Genomic DNA, 17,806 nt, shown 5'->3' on the forward strand with positions numbered 1-17,806 from the left:
TGCTGGTGCGAGACTGCTACAACCCGCACCACTACAGGCTAGCTGCAGATCGAAAAAGCGCCGCTTCCCACTGCAAAAATCAGCCTTCAGATCACGATCCGCAGGCACTGGCCTGCGTGATACAGCGAAAATCCCGCCTCATACAGACAGCTGCGCAACCCAACCCCGGCCAATGGCTGCATGGGCGCAAAAGGAATCGGTAGCGCTTGAGGATTTCCGTTACACAGGTAATCGGCAAAGGCCTTGCCGACCACCGTTCCCGTGGTCACGCCCCGGCCGTTGTAACCGGTGACTGCCACTAAACCGGGCGCCGGTTCGAACAGACGCATCAAATGATCGGGGGTAAATGCGATGCAGCCGGTCCACGTGCACTCCCACTCCACCGGTTTCAGGTAAGGGAAGTAATGTTGCTGCACCCTATCGGCCCAAGCCTTGAGGAACCAGGCCGGTTTCTGATTGCCATTACCCAGACTGCCAAGCAGCAGGCGACCGTCTTTGTCTCGACGGATACTGCTGAGCACCTGTCGGGTGTCCCAGGAACCCTGGCCACCGGGCAGGATTTGCCGGGCGGCTTCTTCGGTCAGCGGGGCCGAAGCCACTTGATAGTAATAACCGGGGAAGAAATTGCGCCGCAACTCCGTCCAGTCACCTTCGGTGTAGGCATTGGAGGCGATCACCACTTTCTCGGCCATGACCGAGCCCTGGGCGGTTTGCACAGACCAGCGCTGACCCTGTCGTTCGAGTCGGGTGACCGGGGAATGATCGAATAATTGACCGCCCAGGCCGATGGCCGCTTTGGCCAGCCCCGTGGTGTAGGCCATCGGGTTGAGCGTGCCGGCGCGGCGATCGAGCAATGCTGCGGCGATTTTTTTCGTGCCGGTGGCTTGCTCGCAGGCCTGGCCGGTGAGCAATTCCACCGGTGCACCGCGACGTTTCCATTGTTCTTCACGACTGCGCAAATCGGCTTCGCCGCGGGCGTTGTGCGCCATGTGCAGCGTGCCTTCGCGACGCAACTGGCAATCGATGTTGTACTTGTCCACAAGGCTGAACACCAGGGATGGCGCTGCCCCCAGCATGCGGTTGAGCTGGCTGCCGACCGCCTCGCCAAACCCGGCTTCGATCTCGTCCGGTGGAATCCACATCCCGGCATTGACTAGCCCGACGTTGCGCCCCGAACCACCATGGCCGGCGCGATGAGCCTCCAGCACACAAACGGTCTTGCCTTGCTCCAGCAGATGCACCGCCGCCGACAAACCGGTAAACCCGGCGCCGATGACGCAGACATCCACCGAAACCTCACCCTTGAGAGCCGAATTGTCCGGCCTTTGCGGCGTCAGTTTTTCCCACAGACACTCTTCGCGTAACGGCATTGCAAGCTCCTGTCGGAGCAGCTACAAGCCGCAAGCTACAAGCTGCAAGCCAGTTTGCTTGAAGCTTGTAGCTTGTAGCTTGAAGCTGCTTAATCGAACGTAATACCCTGCGCCAATGGCAACTCCAGCGAATAGTTCACGGTGTTGGTCTGGCGGCGCATGTAGCCGCGCCATGCATCGGAGCCGGACTCACGACCACCGCCGGTTTCTTTCTCGCCACCGAACGCGCCGCCGATTTCCGCGCCGCTCGGGCCGATGTTGACGTTGGCGATGCCGCAGTCGCTGCCCACCGCCGACATGAACTGCTCGGCTTCACGCACGTCGGTGGTGAAGATGCACGAGGACAGGCCCTGTGGCACGGCGTTGTTCAGGCGCAGGGCTTCCTGGAAGTCGCTGTAGCCGACCACGTACAGGATCGGGGCGAAGGTTTCGTGGCAGACCACATCGCTCTGCTCCGGCATTTCAACGATGGCCGGCGACACGTAGTAGGCATTCGCGAACTTGTCTTGCAGCTGACGCTCACCGCCAAACACCCGTCCGCCTTCGCTCAAGGCCTGTTCCAGAGCATCCTGCATGTTGTCGAAGCTTTGCTTGTCGATCAGCGGGCCGATCAGATTGCCTTCCAGCGGATGGCCGATACGCACTTTCGAGTACGCGGCTTTCAGGCGGGTGACGATTTCTTCTTTCACCGACTCATGGGCGATCAGGCGACGCAGGGTGGTGCAACGCTGACCGGCAGTGCCGACGGCGCTGAACAGGATCGCGCGAACGGCCATGTCCAGATCGGCGCTTGGACCGAGGATCATCGCGTTGTTGCCGCCCAGCTCCAGAATGCTGCGGGCGAAACGTGCGGCGATTTTCGGCGCCACTTCACGGCCCATGCGGGTGCTGCCGGTGGCGCTGACCAGCGCGACACGCGGATCATCGACCAGGGCTTCGCCGGCATCGCGACCGCCAATGATCACCTGGCTCAGGTGCGGTGGCGCATCGCTGAAATTCTTCAGCACGCGATCGAACAGCGCCTGGCAAGCCAGTGCGGTCAGCGGGGTCTTTTCCGACGGTTTCCAGATCACCGGGTTGCCGCAGACCAGCGCCAGCGTGGCGTTCCAGGCCCAGACCGCGACCGGGAAGTTGAACGCACTGATCACGCCGACGACGCCCAGCGGATGCCAGGTTTCGCGCATGTGGTGGCCAGGTCGCTCGGAGGCGATGGTCAAACCGTACAGCTGACGGGAGAGGCCGACGGCGAAATCGCAGATGTCGATCATTTCCTGAACTTCACCCAGGCCTTCCTGGGTGATCTTGCCGGCCTCCCAGGACACCAGCTCGCCGAGATCGGCCTTGTATTCACGCAGGATGTCACCCAGTTGCCGCACCAGTTCGCCACGGCGCGGTGCCGGGACCTTGCGCCACAGATCGAACGCATGATCTGCGCGACTGATGTGCTGCTCGACTTCAGCAGCGCCTTCCCAGTTCACGGCGGCGATCCTGCTGCCATCGATCGGCGAATGCACCGGCACTTTGCCGTTCTGGTACAGGGCCGGGTTCACACCTAGACGATCAAGCAATGCGGCAACCATGGGTCACTCCTCAAGCAAAAGACAGAACACGTGCAGCCGGAAATTCACGGCTGATCAGACCTGTAGTTTTAGCTGCCCGGAGGTTACTCAACAAACGACCATTAAGAGAGATATCATTCCGTTTATTCATGCTGTGCATTGCTGGCAATAAAGAGACAAGAACCAAGGACCGCCCATGCTGAATAAACGCTACTTGCCATCGATCGCTGCGTTGCAGTGCTTCGAGGCCGTCACCCGGCACTTGAGCTTCACCCGCGCCGCCGAAGAGTTGAACCTGACCCAAAGCGCCGTGAGCAAGCAGGTCGCGCAACTCGAAGAGCTGTTGCAGCACCTGCTGTTTCGCCGGGTACGCCGCCGCCTGCAGATGACACCGGCTGGCGATCTGTACCTGGTTGAGGTGCGAAAGATCCTCACGCAGGTCGAGATGTCGACCCATTACCTGCGATCCTACGGTGGCGAAACAGAAGTCCTGCGGGTCTCCACGCCCCCCACCTTCGGCGCGCGCTGGCTGGTGCCGCGCCTGAAAGGCTGGCGCCTGCGTCATCCGTCGATTCACCTGGACCTGTGCAGCGAGCAGGAAGCCGACGATCTGCTGCAAGGTCGCAGCGACCTGGCGTTCTACTTCGGCCAGGGCTCGCGACCGGGCACCGAGTGCCTGAAGCTGTTCGGCGAAGAGCTGGTGCCGGTGTGCGCCCCGGGCAGCCTGCCTGCCCAACCGTTCACCGATCCGACGCAACTGTCCGACCTGGTACTGCTGCAAAACGCCTCCCGCCCCCAGGCCTGGCACGACTGGTTCGAGCATCAGGGCTACCACACCGAGCACAGCTACCACGGCCCGCGCTTCGAAACCTTTTATATGTGCATCCGCGCCGCCCAGGTTGGCTGCGGCGTGGCGTTGCTGCCGCGGTTTCTGGTGGAAGAGGAACTGGCCGACGGCAAACTGGTCATTCCCTGGCAGCATGCAATGCCCAGCACCGACGCCTATTACCTTGCCTACCCGGAGCACTCGGCGGAAGTGCCCAAGGTGCGGGACTTTGTGAAGTGGATGCTGGAGCAGATTGATAGCCCGGATGTGGTGCAGCACTAACGTCTTGCACTTTCCCTGTGGCGAGGGGGCTTGCCCCCGTTGGGTTGCGCAGCAGCCCCAAAATTTGCAACTTCGTAGCTGGAGCTATTGCGACTGCTGCGCAGCCGAACGGGGGCAAGCCCCCTCGCCACAAAAGCTCACACCTGCAGGGATCTGCTGCGGTCTAAAAAATTGCTGGCAATCCCTGCCGCTGATATGCGCCACTAGCGCCACTGATCAATACTGCTGCAACGCTGGAGATTCCCGTTATGAGCGAGAGTGTGTTTGCCGATCGCATCGTGCAGAACCTGCTCGACACCGACTTCTACAAACTGACGATGATGCAGGCGGTGCTGCACAACTACCCGAACGTCGAAGTCGAATGGGAGTTTCGTTGCCGTAACGGCGAGGACTTGCGCCCGTACCTGGCGGAAATCCGCTTCCAGATCGAGCGCCTGGCCGAGTTGAGCCTGAGCGCCGACCAGTTGAGCTTTCTGGAGCGCATCAGCTTCCTGAAGCCGGACTTCCTGCGTTTTCTCGGTTTGTTTCGCTTCAACCTGCGCTACATCCACACCGGCCTCGAAAACGGTGAGCTGTTTATCCGCCTGCGTGGCCCCTGGCTGCACGTGATCCTGTTCGAAGTGCCGCTGCTGGCGCTGGTCAGCGAGGTGCGCAACCGCTATCGCTACCGCGAGGTCGTGCTGGAGCAGGCCCGCGAGCAGCTCTACCGCAAGTTCGACTGGCTGAGCGCCAATGCCAGCAGTGATGAATTGTCCGAATTGCAGGTGGCCGATTTCGGCACACGCCGACGTTTTTCTTACCGCGTGCAGGAAGAAGTGGTGAATGTGCTCAAGCACGACTTCCCAGGACGCTTCGTCGGCACCAGCAACGTGCACCTGTCCCGGGAGCTGGACATGAAACCCCTGGGCACCATGGCCCACGAATGGATCATGGCGCACCAGCAACTCGGCCCGCGGCTGATCGACAGCCAGATCGCCGCGCTCGATTGCTGGGTCCGTGAATACCGTGGCCTGCTGGGGATTGCCCTGACCGACTGCATCACCATGGATGCCTTCCTCGGCGATTTCGATCTGTTTTTCGCCAAGCTTTTTGACGGTTTGCGCCACGACTCGGGCGACCCGGTGATCTGGGCGGAAAAAGCCATCGCCCACTATCACAAGCTCGGCATCGACCCGATGAGCAAGACGCTGACCTTCTCCGATAGCCTGACATTACCCAAGTGCCTGGAAATATTCCGGGCGCTGCGCGGTCGGATCAATGTCAGCTTCGGCATCGGCACCAACCTGACCTGTGATATTCCGGGTGTCGAACCGATGAGCATCGTGCTTAAAATGGCCGCCTGCAACGGCCAGCCGGTGGCGAAGATATCCGACGAGCCAGGCAAGACGCACTGCAAAGACCCGAATTTCGTCGCTTACTTGCGACACGTTTTCCAGGTTCCTGCCGCCCTTTCCAGTACATCAAGCAAGGAGTGAATTCATGCAAGCCGTACAGCGTGAGATTGCTGAACAGCTCAAGGTCCAGCCGCCATTCGCCGACGAGGCCGCCCTTGAGGTCGAAGTCGCCCGGCGGGTGACCTTCATTCAGGACTGCCTGGTCAACTCCGGGCTCAAGACCCTGGTGCTGGGCATCAGTGGCGGGGTCGACTCCCTGACCGCCGGACTGCTGGCCCAACGGGCCGTCCGTGAACTGCGCCAGCGCAGCGGTGATGCCGCGTACAAATTCATCGCCGTGCGCCTGCCCTACGAAACCCAGTTCGATGAGCACGACGCCCAGGCTTCGGTGGATTTCATCAAGCCGGACGAGCGCCACACCGTGAACATCGGCCCGGCCGTCAAATCCCTGGCCAATGAAGTGGCAGCCTTCGAAGGCAAACATGCAGTGTCGGTGGACTTCGTGCTCGGCAACACCAAGGCGCGCATGCGCATGGTCGCCCAGTACACCATCGCCGGCGCGGCCCATGGCCTGGTGATTGGCACCGATCACGCGGCGGAAGCGGTGATGGGCTTCTTCACCAAGTTCGGTGACGGCGCCTGCGATCTGACGCCACTGAGTGGCCTGGTGAAAAACCAGGTCCGCGCCATCGCCCGCAGCTTCGGCGCGCCAGAGTCTCTGGTGGAAAAAGTCCCGACCGCCGACCTTGAGGATCTGTCGCCGGGTAAACCGGACGAAGCCTCCCACGGCGTGACCTACGCCGAGATCGACGCCTTCCTGCACGGCAATTCGGTGCGTGAAGAGGCGTTCAGGATCATTGTTGATACGTACAACAAGACCCATCACAAGCGCGTGATGCCATTTGCGCCTTGAGGCGTGAGTGAATGAAAAAGCCCGCTGAAGAGTGATCCTCAGCGGGCTTTTCTTTGGCCAGCACATTTGTTGATGCAGATGGCCCATTCGCGAGCAGGCTCACTCCTACAAGGACAGCGCAGTACCTGTAGGAGTGAGCCTGCTCGCGATGAACGATAACGCGGTGGACAGTCTTACTTCAGGGTAACCGTGCCTTTCATCATCGAGATATGGCCCGGGAACGAGCAGAAGAAACCGTATTTTTCAGCCGCATCCAGCTTGGACACGTCGAAGGTCACCGAATCGGTTTCATTGGCGCCGATGATCTTGGTGTGGGCGATCACGCGGGCGTCGCCTTCTTTCAGGTAGTTCTTGTCGATGCCGGCACTCAGGCCGTCGGTGGCGATCGGCTGCATGTCAGCGTCTTTACTCAGCACCCAGTTATGGCCCATGACGTTCTTCGGCAAGCTGCCGGAGTGCTTGAGTTCCACGGTAAACGTCTTGCAGCTCTTGTCGATTTCAATGGCCTTGGTGCTGAAGGACATTTGATCGGTGGAGTCAATGGTGGTCTTGCACTCGGCAGCCATCAATTGGCTGCTGGCCAGTGTCAGCAGGGATACCGCAACAAGTTTGGCAAACATGGTGAATCTCCAAGGCAGGGTTAACGAGAATCGCGAATGGACAGAAGACTGCCTGAAAACTTCGCAAGTTCATATGACTTGAATCAAAAATTGTATACAACTTTCGCGCTATGACACCGATGCGAAATATCTACCAGCCAAGTGTCTGGCCCGGGCCTATCATCAGGCCGTCCCCCTTCAAATGGAGCGTCTGTCATGTCGATCAACAACCTGTTGTGCAGTTTGCTGGCCGCCTACGCCTGCGGCGCCAGCGGTACATACGAAACCCCAGAACACGAAGTCTAGCCCTTGGAGTGCCGTGCGCCTGCCTTTACTCTGTGGCCCTGATCGACCATGGAGCAAGGCATGTCTTTAACATCCGTTTGTGTATTTTGTGGTGCCAGCACCGGCACCAACCCGGCTTACCGCGAAGCAGCCGTGGCCCTTGGCCGGGCGTTGGCCGAGCGCAAGCTGACCCTGGTGTATGGCGGTGGGGCCGTGGGCCTGATGGGCATCGTCGCCGATGCGGCCCTGGCGGCCGGCGGTGAAGTGATCGGCATCATCCCGCAAAGCCTCAAGGACAAGGAAATCGGCCACAGCGGCCTGACTCGCCTGGAAGTCGTCGATGGCATGCACGCGCGCAAGGCCCGGATGGCCGAGCTCAGCGATGCCTTTATCGCGCTGCCCGGTGGCCTTGGCACCCTCGAAGAGCTGTTCGAAGTCTGGACCTGGGGCCAACTCGGCTACCACGGCAAACCGCTGGGTTTGCTGGAAGTGAATGGCTTCTACAGCAAATTGACGTCTTTTCTTGATCACATCGTCGGCGAAGGCTTCGTTCGCGGCCAGCACCGTGACATGCTGCAAGTGAGCGAATCACCGCAAACCCTGCTCGATGCTCTGGATGCCTGGCAACCTTCCATAGCGCCAAAATGGGCCGAGCAAAAACCCAACTAACGGCTCGGCACCGATACAGGGCAGAATATGCGCCGCTCAACCTCACCTTCGACCCCAGAGGATCGCCCATGGCTAAACCTAATTATTCCTTCGCCAAACGTCAGAGAGACTTGGCCAAGGAGCAGAAGAAAGAGGAAAAGCTTCAGCGCAAGAAAGCTACAGCTGAAGAAGCGGCACTGAACCCTGAGGGTGAAGTGGCGGCAGAAGACGATGTTGATGCACCGAAAGACTCGGCGCCCGACGCCTGAGAACCTCCGGGCCCGATAACCTGATCAGGCCCACCGGATCTGTGTAAAGGGTTGGCAGCTTTGCTGCTGACCCTCACAGGCCAATCGAATGACTCCACAACACCGCAATTCCTGTAGGAGTGAGCCTGCTCGCGATAGCGGCATGACAGTCAACTGGATGGTGAATGTGCTGCCGCCATCGCGAGCAGGCTCGCTCCTACAGTTGATCTTCATTACTCCAAAGGCATCACTGTGACTCGCACCTCCGGATCGTGATTGCCCCCTCCCAGAATCACCCCCCGCAATGGCGACACATCGGAAAAATCCCGGCCCCAGGCCAGGGTGATGTGCTCCAGCGCCGGTTGCACATTGTTGGTCGGATCGAAATCCACCCACCCCAGCACCGGGCAAAACACCGAGACCCAGGCGTGGGACGCATCAGCGCCGATCAGCCGTGGCTGGCCCGGTGGCGGCTGGGTCAGCAGGTAACCGCTGATGTAACGCGCCGCCAACCCTCTGGAACGCACGCAGGCGAGCATCAGGTGCGCAAAGTCCTGGCAGACCCCGCGCCGGCGCTCCAGCACCTCCACCAGCGGTGTGGCCACCTGGGTCGCTTCGGCATCGAAGGCGAACTCGCTGAAGATTTTCTCCATCAGCGCCTGCACGCAGAGCAACAACGCTCGACCGGGCGGAAAACAGCTTTGCGAAAACTCGACGAAGTTTTTCTTCAAATGCACATACGGCGATTCAAACCGGTATCGGCAGGCTTCGAGCAATTCTGGCGACAGCGGTTGGCTGCTGTAGGTCAGCGCGCTACGGGTCTGTTCCCAAGCCGGTGACCGATTGAAGTCCAACGCAGGCCGGGGCAGCACTTCAATGGTCAGGCTGGCGTTGACCAGCAATTCATCGTGGGGACGCTCGAACGCCAGCCGGGTCAACGGATTGCCGAACACATCCAGCTCATCGCGACGCGAGGTCGGCTCGGGGCTGATCTGCAATTTCTGTTCGGTGCAGCGCTGCCAGGCACAAGGCCGTGGCCACAAATGCGCCAGTTGCTGGGCCAGGGACACCGGGCTGTCGTAGTGATAATGGGTGTCGTGAAAAATCTGGTAATGAGCACTCATCAGACGGACACCGTGCGCTGGCTGACATCGTCGACATGGGCGAAATGCCGCAGCGCCAGGCGATCGGAAACTTGCCCGCTGGCGTCGGCGATCTCTTGCAGCAGCGCGGCCAGCCCCTCGATGGCGGCGCGAACACTGGCGTCGCCAAACAGCGGGTTTTCCAGGCAGCCCAGATCGAATCGCGCCAGCCGCTCGACCAGTTGCGGCAGCGCTGCTTCGCGTGGCACACCAAAGTCATCGTTGAGGCGTTTGAGGGTACGGGTCACCAGTTTCAACTGGAACAACACGGCGTGGGGGTTCTGCTCGTCAAGCAATAACAGGTCGAGCACCGGGATCAGTTGCGCCACCGCCAGGTAGCGAGAACGGTAGGTGATGCTGCTGTTGCCCAGTTCCAGCAGCCATTCCAGCCCCGCCTGGTCGAAAGCCCCGGCGCCCCGCAAGAACGCCGCAAGGCTGCCGCTGAGAAATTGCAGGCGCTCGATCCGCCGGCCAATCATCAGGAATCGCCAGCCTTCGTCCCGGGTCATGTCGTCCAGGGCAAAGCCGGACAGCGCCGCCAGGGACATCACCAGACGGTTGAGGAAATCCAGCAACTCGCCGAAATCCGGCTCCTCGGTTTCCAGCTCCATGGCTTCGCGCTGCAACTCCACGAGCGCCTGCCAGTTTTCCCGCGAAAGCTTGCCGCGCACCTGTGAAGCGGCCCACTGCAAGCGTTGCAGATTGGAACGCAGGCTGAACGGCCAGTCATCGCCGAGCAACGCCGCCAACAGGCGTTCCGGCAACTCGCCCTCCTCGGGCAGCAGCATCAGCCGTTCGCCCAGATCCACCGCGGCCTGCAAGGCTTGCGGGTCGTCGCCGTCGACATAGCGCGCCAGCATGATGCGCAGCAAACGGGCACTGTCGTCGCAACGCTCGCAGTAACGGCCGAACCAGAACAGGTTTTCCACCACCCGCGACGGCAGGTACGGATCGCGCCGCACCAGGTCATGCACGCCGATGTTGCGCTGGGCCTTCCATTGTTCGCCGCTGGGCGCACGCGCGCCCAGCACCCAGGTGTCCTTGCTGGCGCCGCCGCGCTGCATCGACACCACTTCGGCATTGGCTTGGGCGGCGACCCGGGTCAGGCCGCCGGGCAGTACCCGATACCCCTCACGGCTGGCCACCGCATACACGCGCATGCCGATGGCACGGGGTTGCAATTGACCGTCTTCGGCTTGCCAGATCGGCGCTTGGGACAATTGTGCGAGTTCTTGCGCGACATAGGCGTAGGGCCGCGCCTGCATGCGCTCGGCGAGTTCCTGACGCTGTTTCTCACTCAAATCCCGGCCAAATACCGGCGCAAAGCTCTGGGACGGAAACGCCGGCTTGATCAGCAGCTCCGGCAGTTTCTCCAGGGCCTGGGCCAGAACCGGCGCTTCACCGCACCACCAGGTGGCGATGGACGGCAGGATCAGTTCTTCGCCGAACAGAAATTGATTGATCCTCGGCAGGAAACCCAACAAGCCCGGCGATTCCAGCACACCGCTGCCGAGGGCGTTGGCCACCAGCACCCGCCCCTGCCGCACGGCCTCAAGCAGCCCCGGCACGCCGAGGGCCGAATCGGTGCGCAACTCCAGCGGGTCGCAGAAATCATCGTCGAGCCGGCGCATGATCGCGTGGACCCGTCGCAGGCCACTCAGGGTTTTCAAGTAAACCGTGGCGTCGCGCACTGTCAGGTCACCACCCTCCACCAGCGGATAACCGAGCTGGCGAGCCAGATACAGATGTTCAAAATAGCTTTCGTTGAAACGTCCCGGTGTCAGCAGCACCACCAACGGCGCGTCCCCGTCACTCGGGGCCTGACGGGCCAGGGTTTCCTGCAAGGTGCGGAAGAACCCGGCCAGGTGCTGCACTTTCAGATCGCGGTACAACTCGGGAAAGGCCCGGGACACAATCGTGCGGTTTTCCAGCGCATACCCGGCTCCCGAAGGCGCCTGGGTACGATCCGCCGTCACCCACCAGCGGCCATCGGGTGTGCGCGCCAGATCCACGGCATACAGATGCAGAAAGGCTCCGTCAGGCGGGCTGATGCCCTGGCAGGGCCAAAGGAAGTTGTTGTGACCGAACACCAGCTCGGCGGGCAGCAGACCTTCGGCAATCAGCCGTTGCGGACCGTAAAGATCAGCCAGCACGGCATTGAGCAAGCGCGCCCGCTGAGCGATGCCGGCCGACAACTGTTGCCACTCATCGGCCGCGATGACATGGGGCAGCAGGTCCAGCTCCCACGGCCGGTCCGCGCCCTTGGGGTCGGCATAGACGTTATAGGTAACGCCGTTTTCCTGAATCTGCCGGGTCAGCAGGGCCTGACGCTGCACCAATTGTGCCGGCGTGCTGCGTTGCAACTGCTCGAACAGCCGGCACCAGTGCGGGCGCACGGCGCCACTGTCGTCGAGCAGTTCGTGATAGGTGCCCGCCGTCAGCGGGTAGCGGTCTAGCAGGTCAGGCATGGAAGGCTCGGCAGACAGCAATGAACGGTCAGACTAACGCAGGCTCGTGACACCCGGATATACGAAAAATCCGAGCGTCGCGTACGGTTTAGAAACGTCGCAAATCGAGTGTCATCGGCAACTCGTCGCTGATTTCCAGATTGGGTAGAGGAAGTTTTCCCGGTGTGTGTCCGATGCGGAAGAAACGCGCCATTCGCCGGCTCTCCGCTTCATTGGCATTGACCGGCAAGCTGTCGTAGTTGCGCCCGCCCGGATGGGCGACGTGGTACTGGCAACCACCCAGCGAGCGCTGCATCCAGGTGTCGAGCAGGTCGAACACCAGAGGCGCGTGGACCGGAATCGTCGGTTGCAGGCAGTTGGCCGGTTGCCAGGCACGAAATCTCACGCCCGCGACGAATTCGCCTACACGCCCGGTGGGCTGCAATGGCACCGGAATGCCGTTGCAGGTCAGCAGATATCGCTGGGGCGGCAAGCCGCTGAGCTTGACCTGCAAACGCTCCAGCGACGAATCCACGTAACGCACCGTACCGCCCATGGCGCCCTCTTCGCCCAGCACGTGCCAAGGCTCGAGCGCCTGACGCAACTCCAGTGCAATGCCACTGACGGCGTAGTCGCCGACCTTGGGGAAGCGGAACTCCAGATGCGCGGCGAACCATTCGGCCCGTACCGGATAACCGGCGGCGTTGAGGTCGACGATGACATCGGCGAAGTCTTGCTCGATAAAGTGCGGCAACAGGAAGCGATCGTGCAGCTCCGTGCCCCAGCGCGCCAGTTTCGGCGGCGCATAAGGCTCGCGCCAGAACCGCGCGACCAGCGCCCGCAGCAACAGCTGTTGCGCCAGGCTCATGCGCGCATGGGGCGGCATCTCGAATGCACGCAGCTCCAGCAATCCGAGGCGCCCGGTGGCACCGTCCGGCGAATAGAGTTTGTCGATGCAGAACTCGGCGCGGTGGGTGTTGCCGGTCACATCGATCAGCAGATTGCGCAGCAGTCGATCCACCCGCCATGGCGGACATTCCTCACCCGGTTCAGGCATCTGCGCGAAAGCGATCTCCAGTTCGTACAAGGCATCGTTGCGCGCTTCGTCGACACGGGGCGCCTGGGACGTCGGGCCGATGAACAATCCGGAAAACAGGTAGGAAAGGGACGGATGGTTATGCCAGTAGCTGATCAGGCTGCGCAGCAGATCCGGGCGACGCAGAAACGGCGAGTCCCCCGGAGTCGCGCCACCCAACACGAAATGGTTACCGCCGCCCGTGCCGGTATGCCGGCCGTCGATCATGAATTTCTCGGTGGTCAGCCGGGTCTGGCGCGCTTCTTCGTAGAGAAATTCGGTGCGCTCGACCAACTCATCCCAGGTCGCGGACGGCTGCACGTTGACCTCGATCACCCCCGGATCCGGGGTGATGCGGAAGTTGCTCAGGCGTGGATCGCTCGGCGGCTCATAGCCCTCCAGCAACACCGGGCACATCAGCTCTTCGGCGGTGGCTTCTATGGCAGCGACCAGTTCGAGGTAATCCTCGACACGCTCCAGCGGCGGCATGAACAGGTACAACCGGCCATCCCGCGCTTCGGCGCAGAAGGCGGTGCGGGTCAGCCAGTCGGCGGATTCGTCGATCTTCGGTGCGCGCTCCTGCACCTCGGCAGCTTCGCTTTGGCTTTGCAGTTGCGCGGTGTCGGGCAGCGGCGGGAAGTCTTGATTCGGGTCTTGCGGATGGATAAACGGATACTCCGCCGCTTTCACCCAGGGTTGCGAGCCCAACGGCAAGCGATACCCCAGCGGTGAGTCTCCCGGCACCAGTCGGCAGTGCTCGTCGCGCAGATACCAGCGCCCGCTCTGCCACTGATCGCCCTTGGCGGTGCGCGCCAGCGGCAGGACCTGACCAATGATCTTGTCCAGGCCTTGGCCGAACACTTTGCGCAGGCGTGCTCGTTCCAGCGGCTCTTCCAGACGCGAGTCTTCGGCGCTGACGTTTTGCGGCAGCATGCCTTCGCGCCAGAGGTAATAGAAATTGTCTTCGTAGGCCGCAAACACAAAGCGTGTCGGAATCTTCAGCCGTTCGGCGACACTCGCCAGAAAACGCCCGGCCAGCGCCCCGTCGGCGCCGTAGTCTTCCTGTTCGTCGGCGATCAGCGCGCTGTTGTGCCAGATCGGCACACCGTCACGGCGCCAGTAGCAATTGAGCGACCAGCGCGGCAGTTGCTCGCCGGGGTACCACTTGCCCTGCCCAAAATGCACCAACCCCTGGGGCGCGTAGTGTTTACGCATGCGTTGGAACAGTTCGGCGGACAACCGCCGTTTATCCGGCCCCAGTGCCGCGGTATTCCACTCGGCGCCATCCGGGTCATCGATGGACACAAAGGTCGGCTCGCCGCCCATGGTCAGGCGCACATCGCCTTCCAGCAAGTCGGCATCGATCTGCCGGCCCAAGGCCTGGATCGCCAGCCACTGGTCGTCGGTGTAGGGCTTGGTGACCCGTGGCGCCTCCCAAATCCGCTCCACGGACATTTCGTGGCTGAATTCACACTCGCACGGTTCCACCAAGCCACTGATCGGCGCCGCAGAGGACGGATCGGGACTACAGGCCAACGGAATGTGTCCTTCACCGGCAAACAGCCCGGAGGTCGCATCCAGGCCGATCCAGCCTGCGCCGGGCAAGTACACCTCGCACCAGGCATGCAGGTCGGTGAAATCCACTTCGGTGCCAGAGGGACCATCGAGACTTTTGACGTCGGCGGTCAGCTGGATCAGGTAGCCCGACACGAAACGCGCCGCCAGCCCCAAGTTGCGCAGCAGTTGCACCAGCAACCACGCGGAGTCACGGCACGAGCCGGAGGCTTGGTCGAGGGTGTGCTCAGGTGTTTGTACGCCGGGCTCCATGCGGATCAGGTAATCGATGTCTTCGCTCAAACGCTGGTTGAGTGCGACAAGAAAGTCCACGGCGGGCAACGGTGTGCGGTCGATGCCGTCCAGGTAGGCCTTGAACTTCGGCGTAAGGGGCAGGGTTTCCAGATACGGCGCCAGCTCCTTGCGCTCATCCGCGGCATAGGCGAAGGGGATCTTTTCCGCGTAAGGCTCAAGGAAAAAGTCGAACGGATTGAAGATCGCCATTTCGGCCAGCAGATCGACTTCGATTCGCAATTCTTCGGTTTTTTCCGGGAACACCAGTCGCGCCAGGTAATTGCCCTGAGGGTCCTGCTGCCAGTTGATGAAGTGTTGCTCAGGAGAGACTTTCAACGCATAGGACAGAATCCGCGTGCGGCTGTGAGCAGTGGGGCGCAGGCGAACGATCTGCGGGCCGAGCTCGACAGCGCGGTCATAGCGGTAATGCGTGACGTGGTGCAATGCGACATGAATCGACACGGCGTGCCTCCTGCGAGCCTTGAGCGTATGGGAAAGCGCGCAAGACTTATGCCATCCAGCAGCGCTGGCGCTTTCTTCGGTTGCCTGAGGCAGTACAGCACCAAAATCGGGCGATGCAGGAAAATGGTTTGACGTAGGTGCACGTAAATGTGGCGATCAGCCAGAAATTGGTTGGCAGCTCCGGCCTCTTCGCGAGCAGGCTCGCTCCTACAGGGGAATGCATTTCATTGTAGGAGTGAGCCTGCTCGCGATGAGGCCAGCAGCTCCAGTACATTTTTCAAGCCTGGAATGCAAAACGCCAACCCGAAGGTTGGCGTTCTGTTCAGCTCAAGCGCGGCTTAACGCGGCACGACCGGCTTACGGGTCGGCTTTGGCCCTTTGCCCTTGGCCGCGTCCTTGCGCTCCTTGGCCGCCTGCTGGTTGCGGGCGAACGCCGCAGCCTTGGCCTGTTCGCGCTTGTCCCACGGATTGCCGCCATCGCTGGCACGAGGTGGCAGGCCGGTATGCTGAGTCAGGATCTTGGTGGTCTTTTCCCCTGCAACCTTGTGGCTGCCGGCCGGCGTCGAGTTCTTGCGACGGGCGCTCTGGTAGCTGTCAGTCGACGGCTGATGCAAAGGAATCAACTGGTTCTTGCCCGGCCCGATCAGGTCGGCACGGCCCATGCGGGTCAGTGCCTCGCGCAGCATCGGCCAGCCTTTCGGGTCGTGATAACGCAAGAACGCCTTGTGCAGACGGCGCTGCTCCTCGCTCTTGACGATGGTCACCGCGTCACTCTTGTAGGTGACCTTGCGCAGCGGGTTCTTGCCCGAGTGATACATCGCGGTGGCGGTGGCCATCGGCGACGGGTAGAACGCCTGCACCTGGTCGGCACGGAAGCCGTTGCCCTTGAGCCACAGGGCCAGGTTCATCATGTCTTCATCGGTGGTGCCCGGGTGGGCGGCGATGAAGTACGGAATCAGGTACTGCTCCTTGCCCGCTTCCTTGGAGTACTTCTCGAACATGCGCTTGAACTTGTCATAGCTGCCGATGCCCGGTTTCATCATCTGGTTGAGCGGACCTTCCTCGGTGTGTTCCGGGGCGATCTTCAGGTAACCACCGACGTGGTGGGTCACCAGTTCCTTGACGTATTCCGGCGACTCGACCGCGAGGTCATAGCGCAGGCCGGAAGCGATCAGGATTTTCTTCACACCCGGCAACTCACGGGCGCTGCGGTACAGCTGGATCAGCGCCGAGTGGTCGGTGTTCAGGTTCGGGCAGATGCCAGGGAACACGCACGATGGCTTGCGGCACGCGGATTCGATTTCCGGGCTCTTGCAGGCAATGCGGTACATGTTCGCGGTCGGGCCGCCGAGGTCGGAGATCACGCCGGTAAAACCCGGGACCTTGTCACGAATCTCTTCGATTTCGCGAATGATCGACTCATGGGAACGGTTCTGGATGATCCGGCCTTCGTGCTCGGTGATCGAGCAGAAGGTGCAGCCGCCGAAGCAGCCACGCATGATGTTCACCGAGAAGCGGATCATGTCGTAGGCCGGGATCTTCTCCTTGCCGTACGCCGGGTGCGGAATGCGCGCATAAGGCATGCCGAACACGTAGTCCATTTCTTCGGTGGTCATCGGAATCGGTGGTGGGTTGAACCAGACGTCCACTTCGCCATGCTTCTGCACCAGTGCACGGGCGTTGCCCGGGTTGGTTTCCAGGTGCAACACGCGGTTGGCGTGGGCATAAAGCACCGCATCGCCACGGACTTTTTCAACCGACGGCAAACGGATCACGGTCTTGTCGCGGGTCATGCGCGGGCTGGCCAGGATCTGCACGACCTTGGCTTCCTGCGGATCGTCGACCGGACCTTTTTCCTGCTCGATGGCGCAGGCCTGGGTGTCCTGGGTGTTCACGTACGGGTTGATGATCTTGTCGATCTTGCCCGGACGGTCGATGCGCGTGGAGTCGACTTCGTACCAGCCTTGCGGCGTGTCGCGACGAATGAACGCGGTGCCGCGCACATCGGTGATGTCTTCGATCTTGTGACCGTAGGACAGACGCTGGGCGACTTCGACAATCGCACGCTCGGCGTTGCCGTAGAGCAGGATGTCGGCGCTGGCGTCGATCAAGATCGAGTTGCGCACACGGTCCTGCCAGTAGTCGTAGTGGGCGATGCGGCGCAGGGAGGCTTCGATTCCGCCGAGCACGATCGGCACGTGCTTGTAGGCTTCCTTGCAGCGCTGGCTGTAGACCAGACTCGCACGATCCGGACGCTTACCGGCCATGCCACCTGGCGTGTAGGCATCGTCGGAACGGATTTTCTTGTCCGCGGTGTAGCGGTTGATCATCGAGTCCATGTTGCCGGCCGCGACACCGAAGAACAGGTTCGGCTCGCCGAGCTTCATGAAATCGTCTTTGGACTGCCAGTTCGGCTGGGCAATGATCCCGACGCGGAAGCCCTGGGACTCCAGCAGCCGGCCGATGATCGCCATGCCAAACGACGGGTGATCGACGTAGGCATCACCGGTGACGATGATGATGTCGCAGGAGTCCCAGCCGAGCTGATCCATCTCCTCCCTGCTCATCGGCAGGAATGGCGCTGGACCGAAGCATTCGGCCCAGTACTTGGGATAGTCAAATAACGGCTTGGCTGTTTGCATGACGATGACCGGTGTTGAGATGAAAAATCGCGGGCGCGGAATATAGCACAAAAAACAACCAATTCC

At 61.3% G+C, this 17,806-nt stretch carries 12 protein-coding genes; 5 read left to right on the forward strand and 7 right to left on the reverse strand.

Going from position 1 to position 17,806, the window contains the following annotated elements:
• Positions 1-86: 86 nt before the first annotated feature.
• Together KGA96_RS18140 and KGA96_RS18145 are read right to left on the reverse strand one after the other, a co-directional pair.
• The gene (locus KGA96_RS18140) at positions 87-1,370 is read right to left on the reverse strand and encodes an NAD(P)/FAD-dependent oxidoreductase (RefSeq protein ID WP_046039864.1); all 1,284 of its coding nucleotides are present in this window, start codon (positions 1,368-1,370) and stop codon (positions 87-89) included.
• An 89-nt stretch (positions 1,371-1,459) separates the two neighbouring features.
• Complete coding sequence (locus KGA96_RS18145; protein WP_046039862.1) at positions 1,460-2,950, reverse strand: aldehyde dehydrogenase family protein; 1,491 nt, start codon at positions 2,948-2,950, stop codon at positions 1,460-1,462.
• 175 nt (positions 2,951-3,125) lie between these two features.
• Between KGA96_RS18145 and KGA96_RS18150 the strand changes: the two genes are divergently transcribed.
• The 3 genes from KGA96_RS18150 (at position 3,126) to nadE (ending at position 6,344) form a co-directional block, all read left to right on the forward strand.
• A complete protein-coding gene (locus KGA96_RS18150) occupies positions 3,126-4,037 on the forward strand; it encodes a LysR family transcriptional regulator (protein ID WP_046039860.1) in 912 nt (303 codons plus the stop codon).
• 248 nt (positions 4,038-4,285) lie between these two features.
• Positions 4,286-5,512 carry a nicotinate phosphoribosyltransferase gene (gene pncB / locus KGA96_RS18155; protein WP_046039859.1) on the forward strand — a complete coding sequence of 409 codons (1,227 nt, stop codon included), beginning with the start codon at positions 4,286-4,288 and terminating at the stop codon, positions 5,510-5,512.
• A 4-nt stretch (positions 5,513-5,516) separates the two neighbouring features.
• A complete protein-coding gene (gene nadE / locus KGA96_RS18160) occupies positions 5,517-6,344 on the forward strand; it encodes an ammonia-dependent NAD(+) synthetase (RefSeq protein WP_223514120.1) in 828 nt (275 codons plus the stop codon).
• Between the two features lie 173 nt (positions 6,345-6,517).
• Here the strand turns inward: nadE and azu are convergent, their stop codons facing one another.
• Entirely contained in the window at positions 6,518-6,964 is a 447-nt protein-coding gene (gene azu / locus KGA96_RS18165) for an azurin (protein ID WP_223514123.1), read from the reverse strand.
• Between the two features lie 345 nt (positions 6,965-7,309).
• Here azu and KGA96_RS18170 point away from each other — a divergent pair, with 345 nt between their 5' ends.
• On the forward strand, positions 7,310-7,897 hold the full coding sequence (locus KGA96_RS18170) for a TIGR00730 family Rossman fold protein (RefSeq protein WP_046039854.1): 588 nt from the start codon (positions 7,310-7,312) through the stop codon (positions 7,895-7,897).
• 68 nt (positions 7,898-7,965) lie between these two features.
• Positions 7,966-8,145, forward strand: coding sequence for a hypothetical protein (locus tag KGA96_RS18175; protein ID WP_007973286.1), 180 nt, complete (start codon positions 7,966-7,968; stop codon positions 8,143-8,145).
• Between the two features lie 212 nt (positions 8,146-8,357).
• On the opposite strand, the gene KGA96_RS18180 is transcribed toward KGA96_RS18175, so the two are convergent.
• The 4 genes from KGA96_RS18180 to KGA96_RS18195 all read right to left on the reverse strand — a co-directional run bounded on the left by KGA96_RS18180 (position 8,358) and on the right by KGA96_RS18195 (position 17,740).
• Positions 8,358-9,248: a transglutaminase N-terminal domain-containing protein gene (locus tag KGA96_RS18180; protein WP_223514126.1), complete on the reverse strand. Its 891-nt coding sequence runs from the start codon at positions 9,246-9,248 to the stop codon at positions 8,358-8,360.
• Complete coding sequence (locus tag KGA96_RS18185) at positions 9,248-11,734, reverse strand: circularly permuted type 2 ATP-grasp protein (RefSeq protein ID WP_046039846.1); 2,487 nt, start codon at positions 11,732-11,734, stop codon at positions 9,248-9,250. The genes KGA96_RS18180 and KGA96_RS18185 overlap by 1 nt, the downstream gene beginning before the upstream one ends.
• An 88-nt stretch (positions 11,735-11,822) precedes the next feature.
• Positions 11,823-15,098, reverse strand: coding sequence for a DUF2126 domain-containing protein (locus KGA96_RS18190; protein WP_223514129.1), 3,276 nt, complete (start codon positions 15,096-15,098; stop codon positions 11,823-11,825).
• A gap of 338 nt (positions 15,099-15,436) precedes the next feature.
• Positions 15,437-17,740, reverse strand: a complete 2,304-nt coding sequence (locus KGA96_RS18195) for a YgiQ family radical SAM protein (protein WP_046039843.1) — start codon at positions 17,738-17,740, stop codon at positions 15,437-15,439.
• Positions 17,741-17,806 lie beyond the last annotated feature (66 nt).

This window comes from Pseudomonas sp. GL-R-26 (assembly GCF_019947365.1).
In the GTDB taxonomy this organism is placed as follows: Bacteria; Pseudomonadota; Gammaproteobacteria; order Pseudomonadales; family Pseudomonadaceae; genus Aquipseudomonas.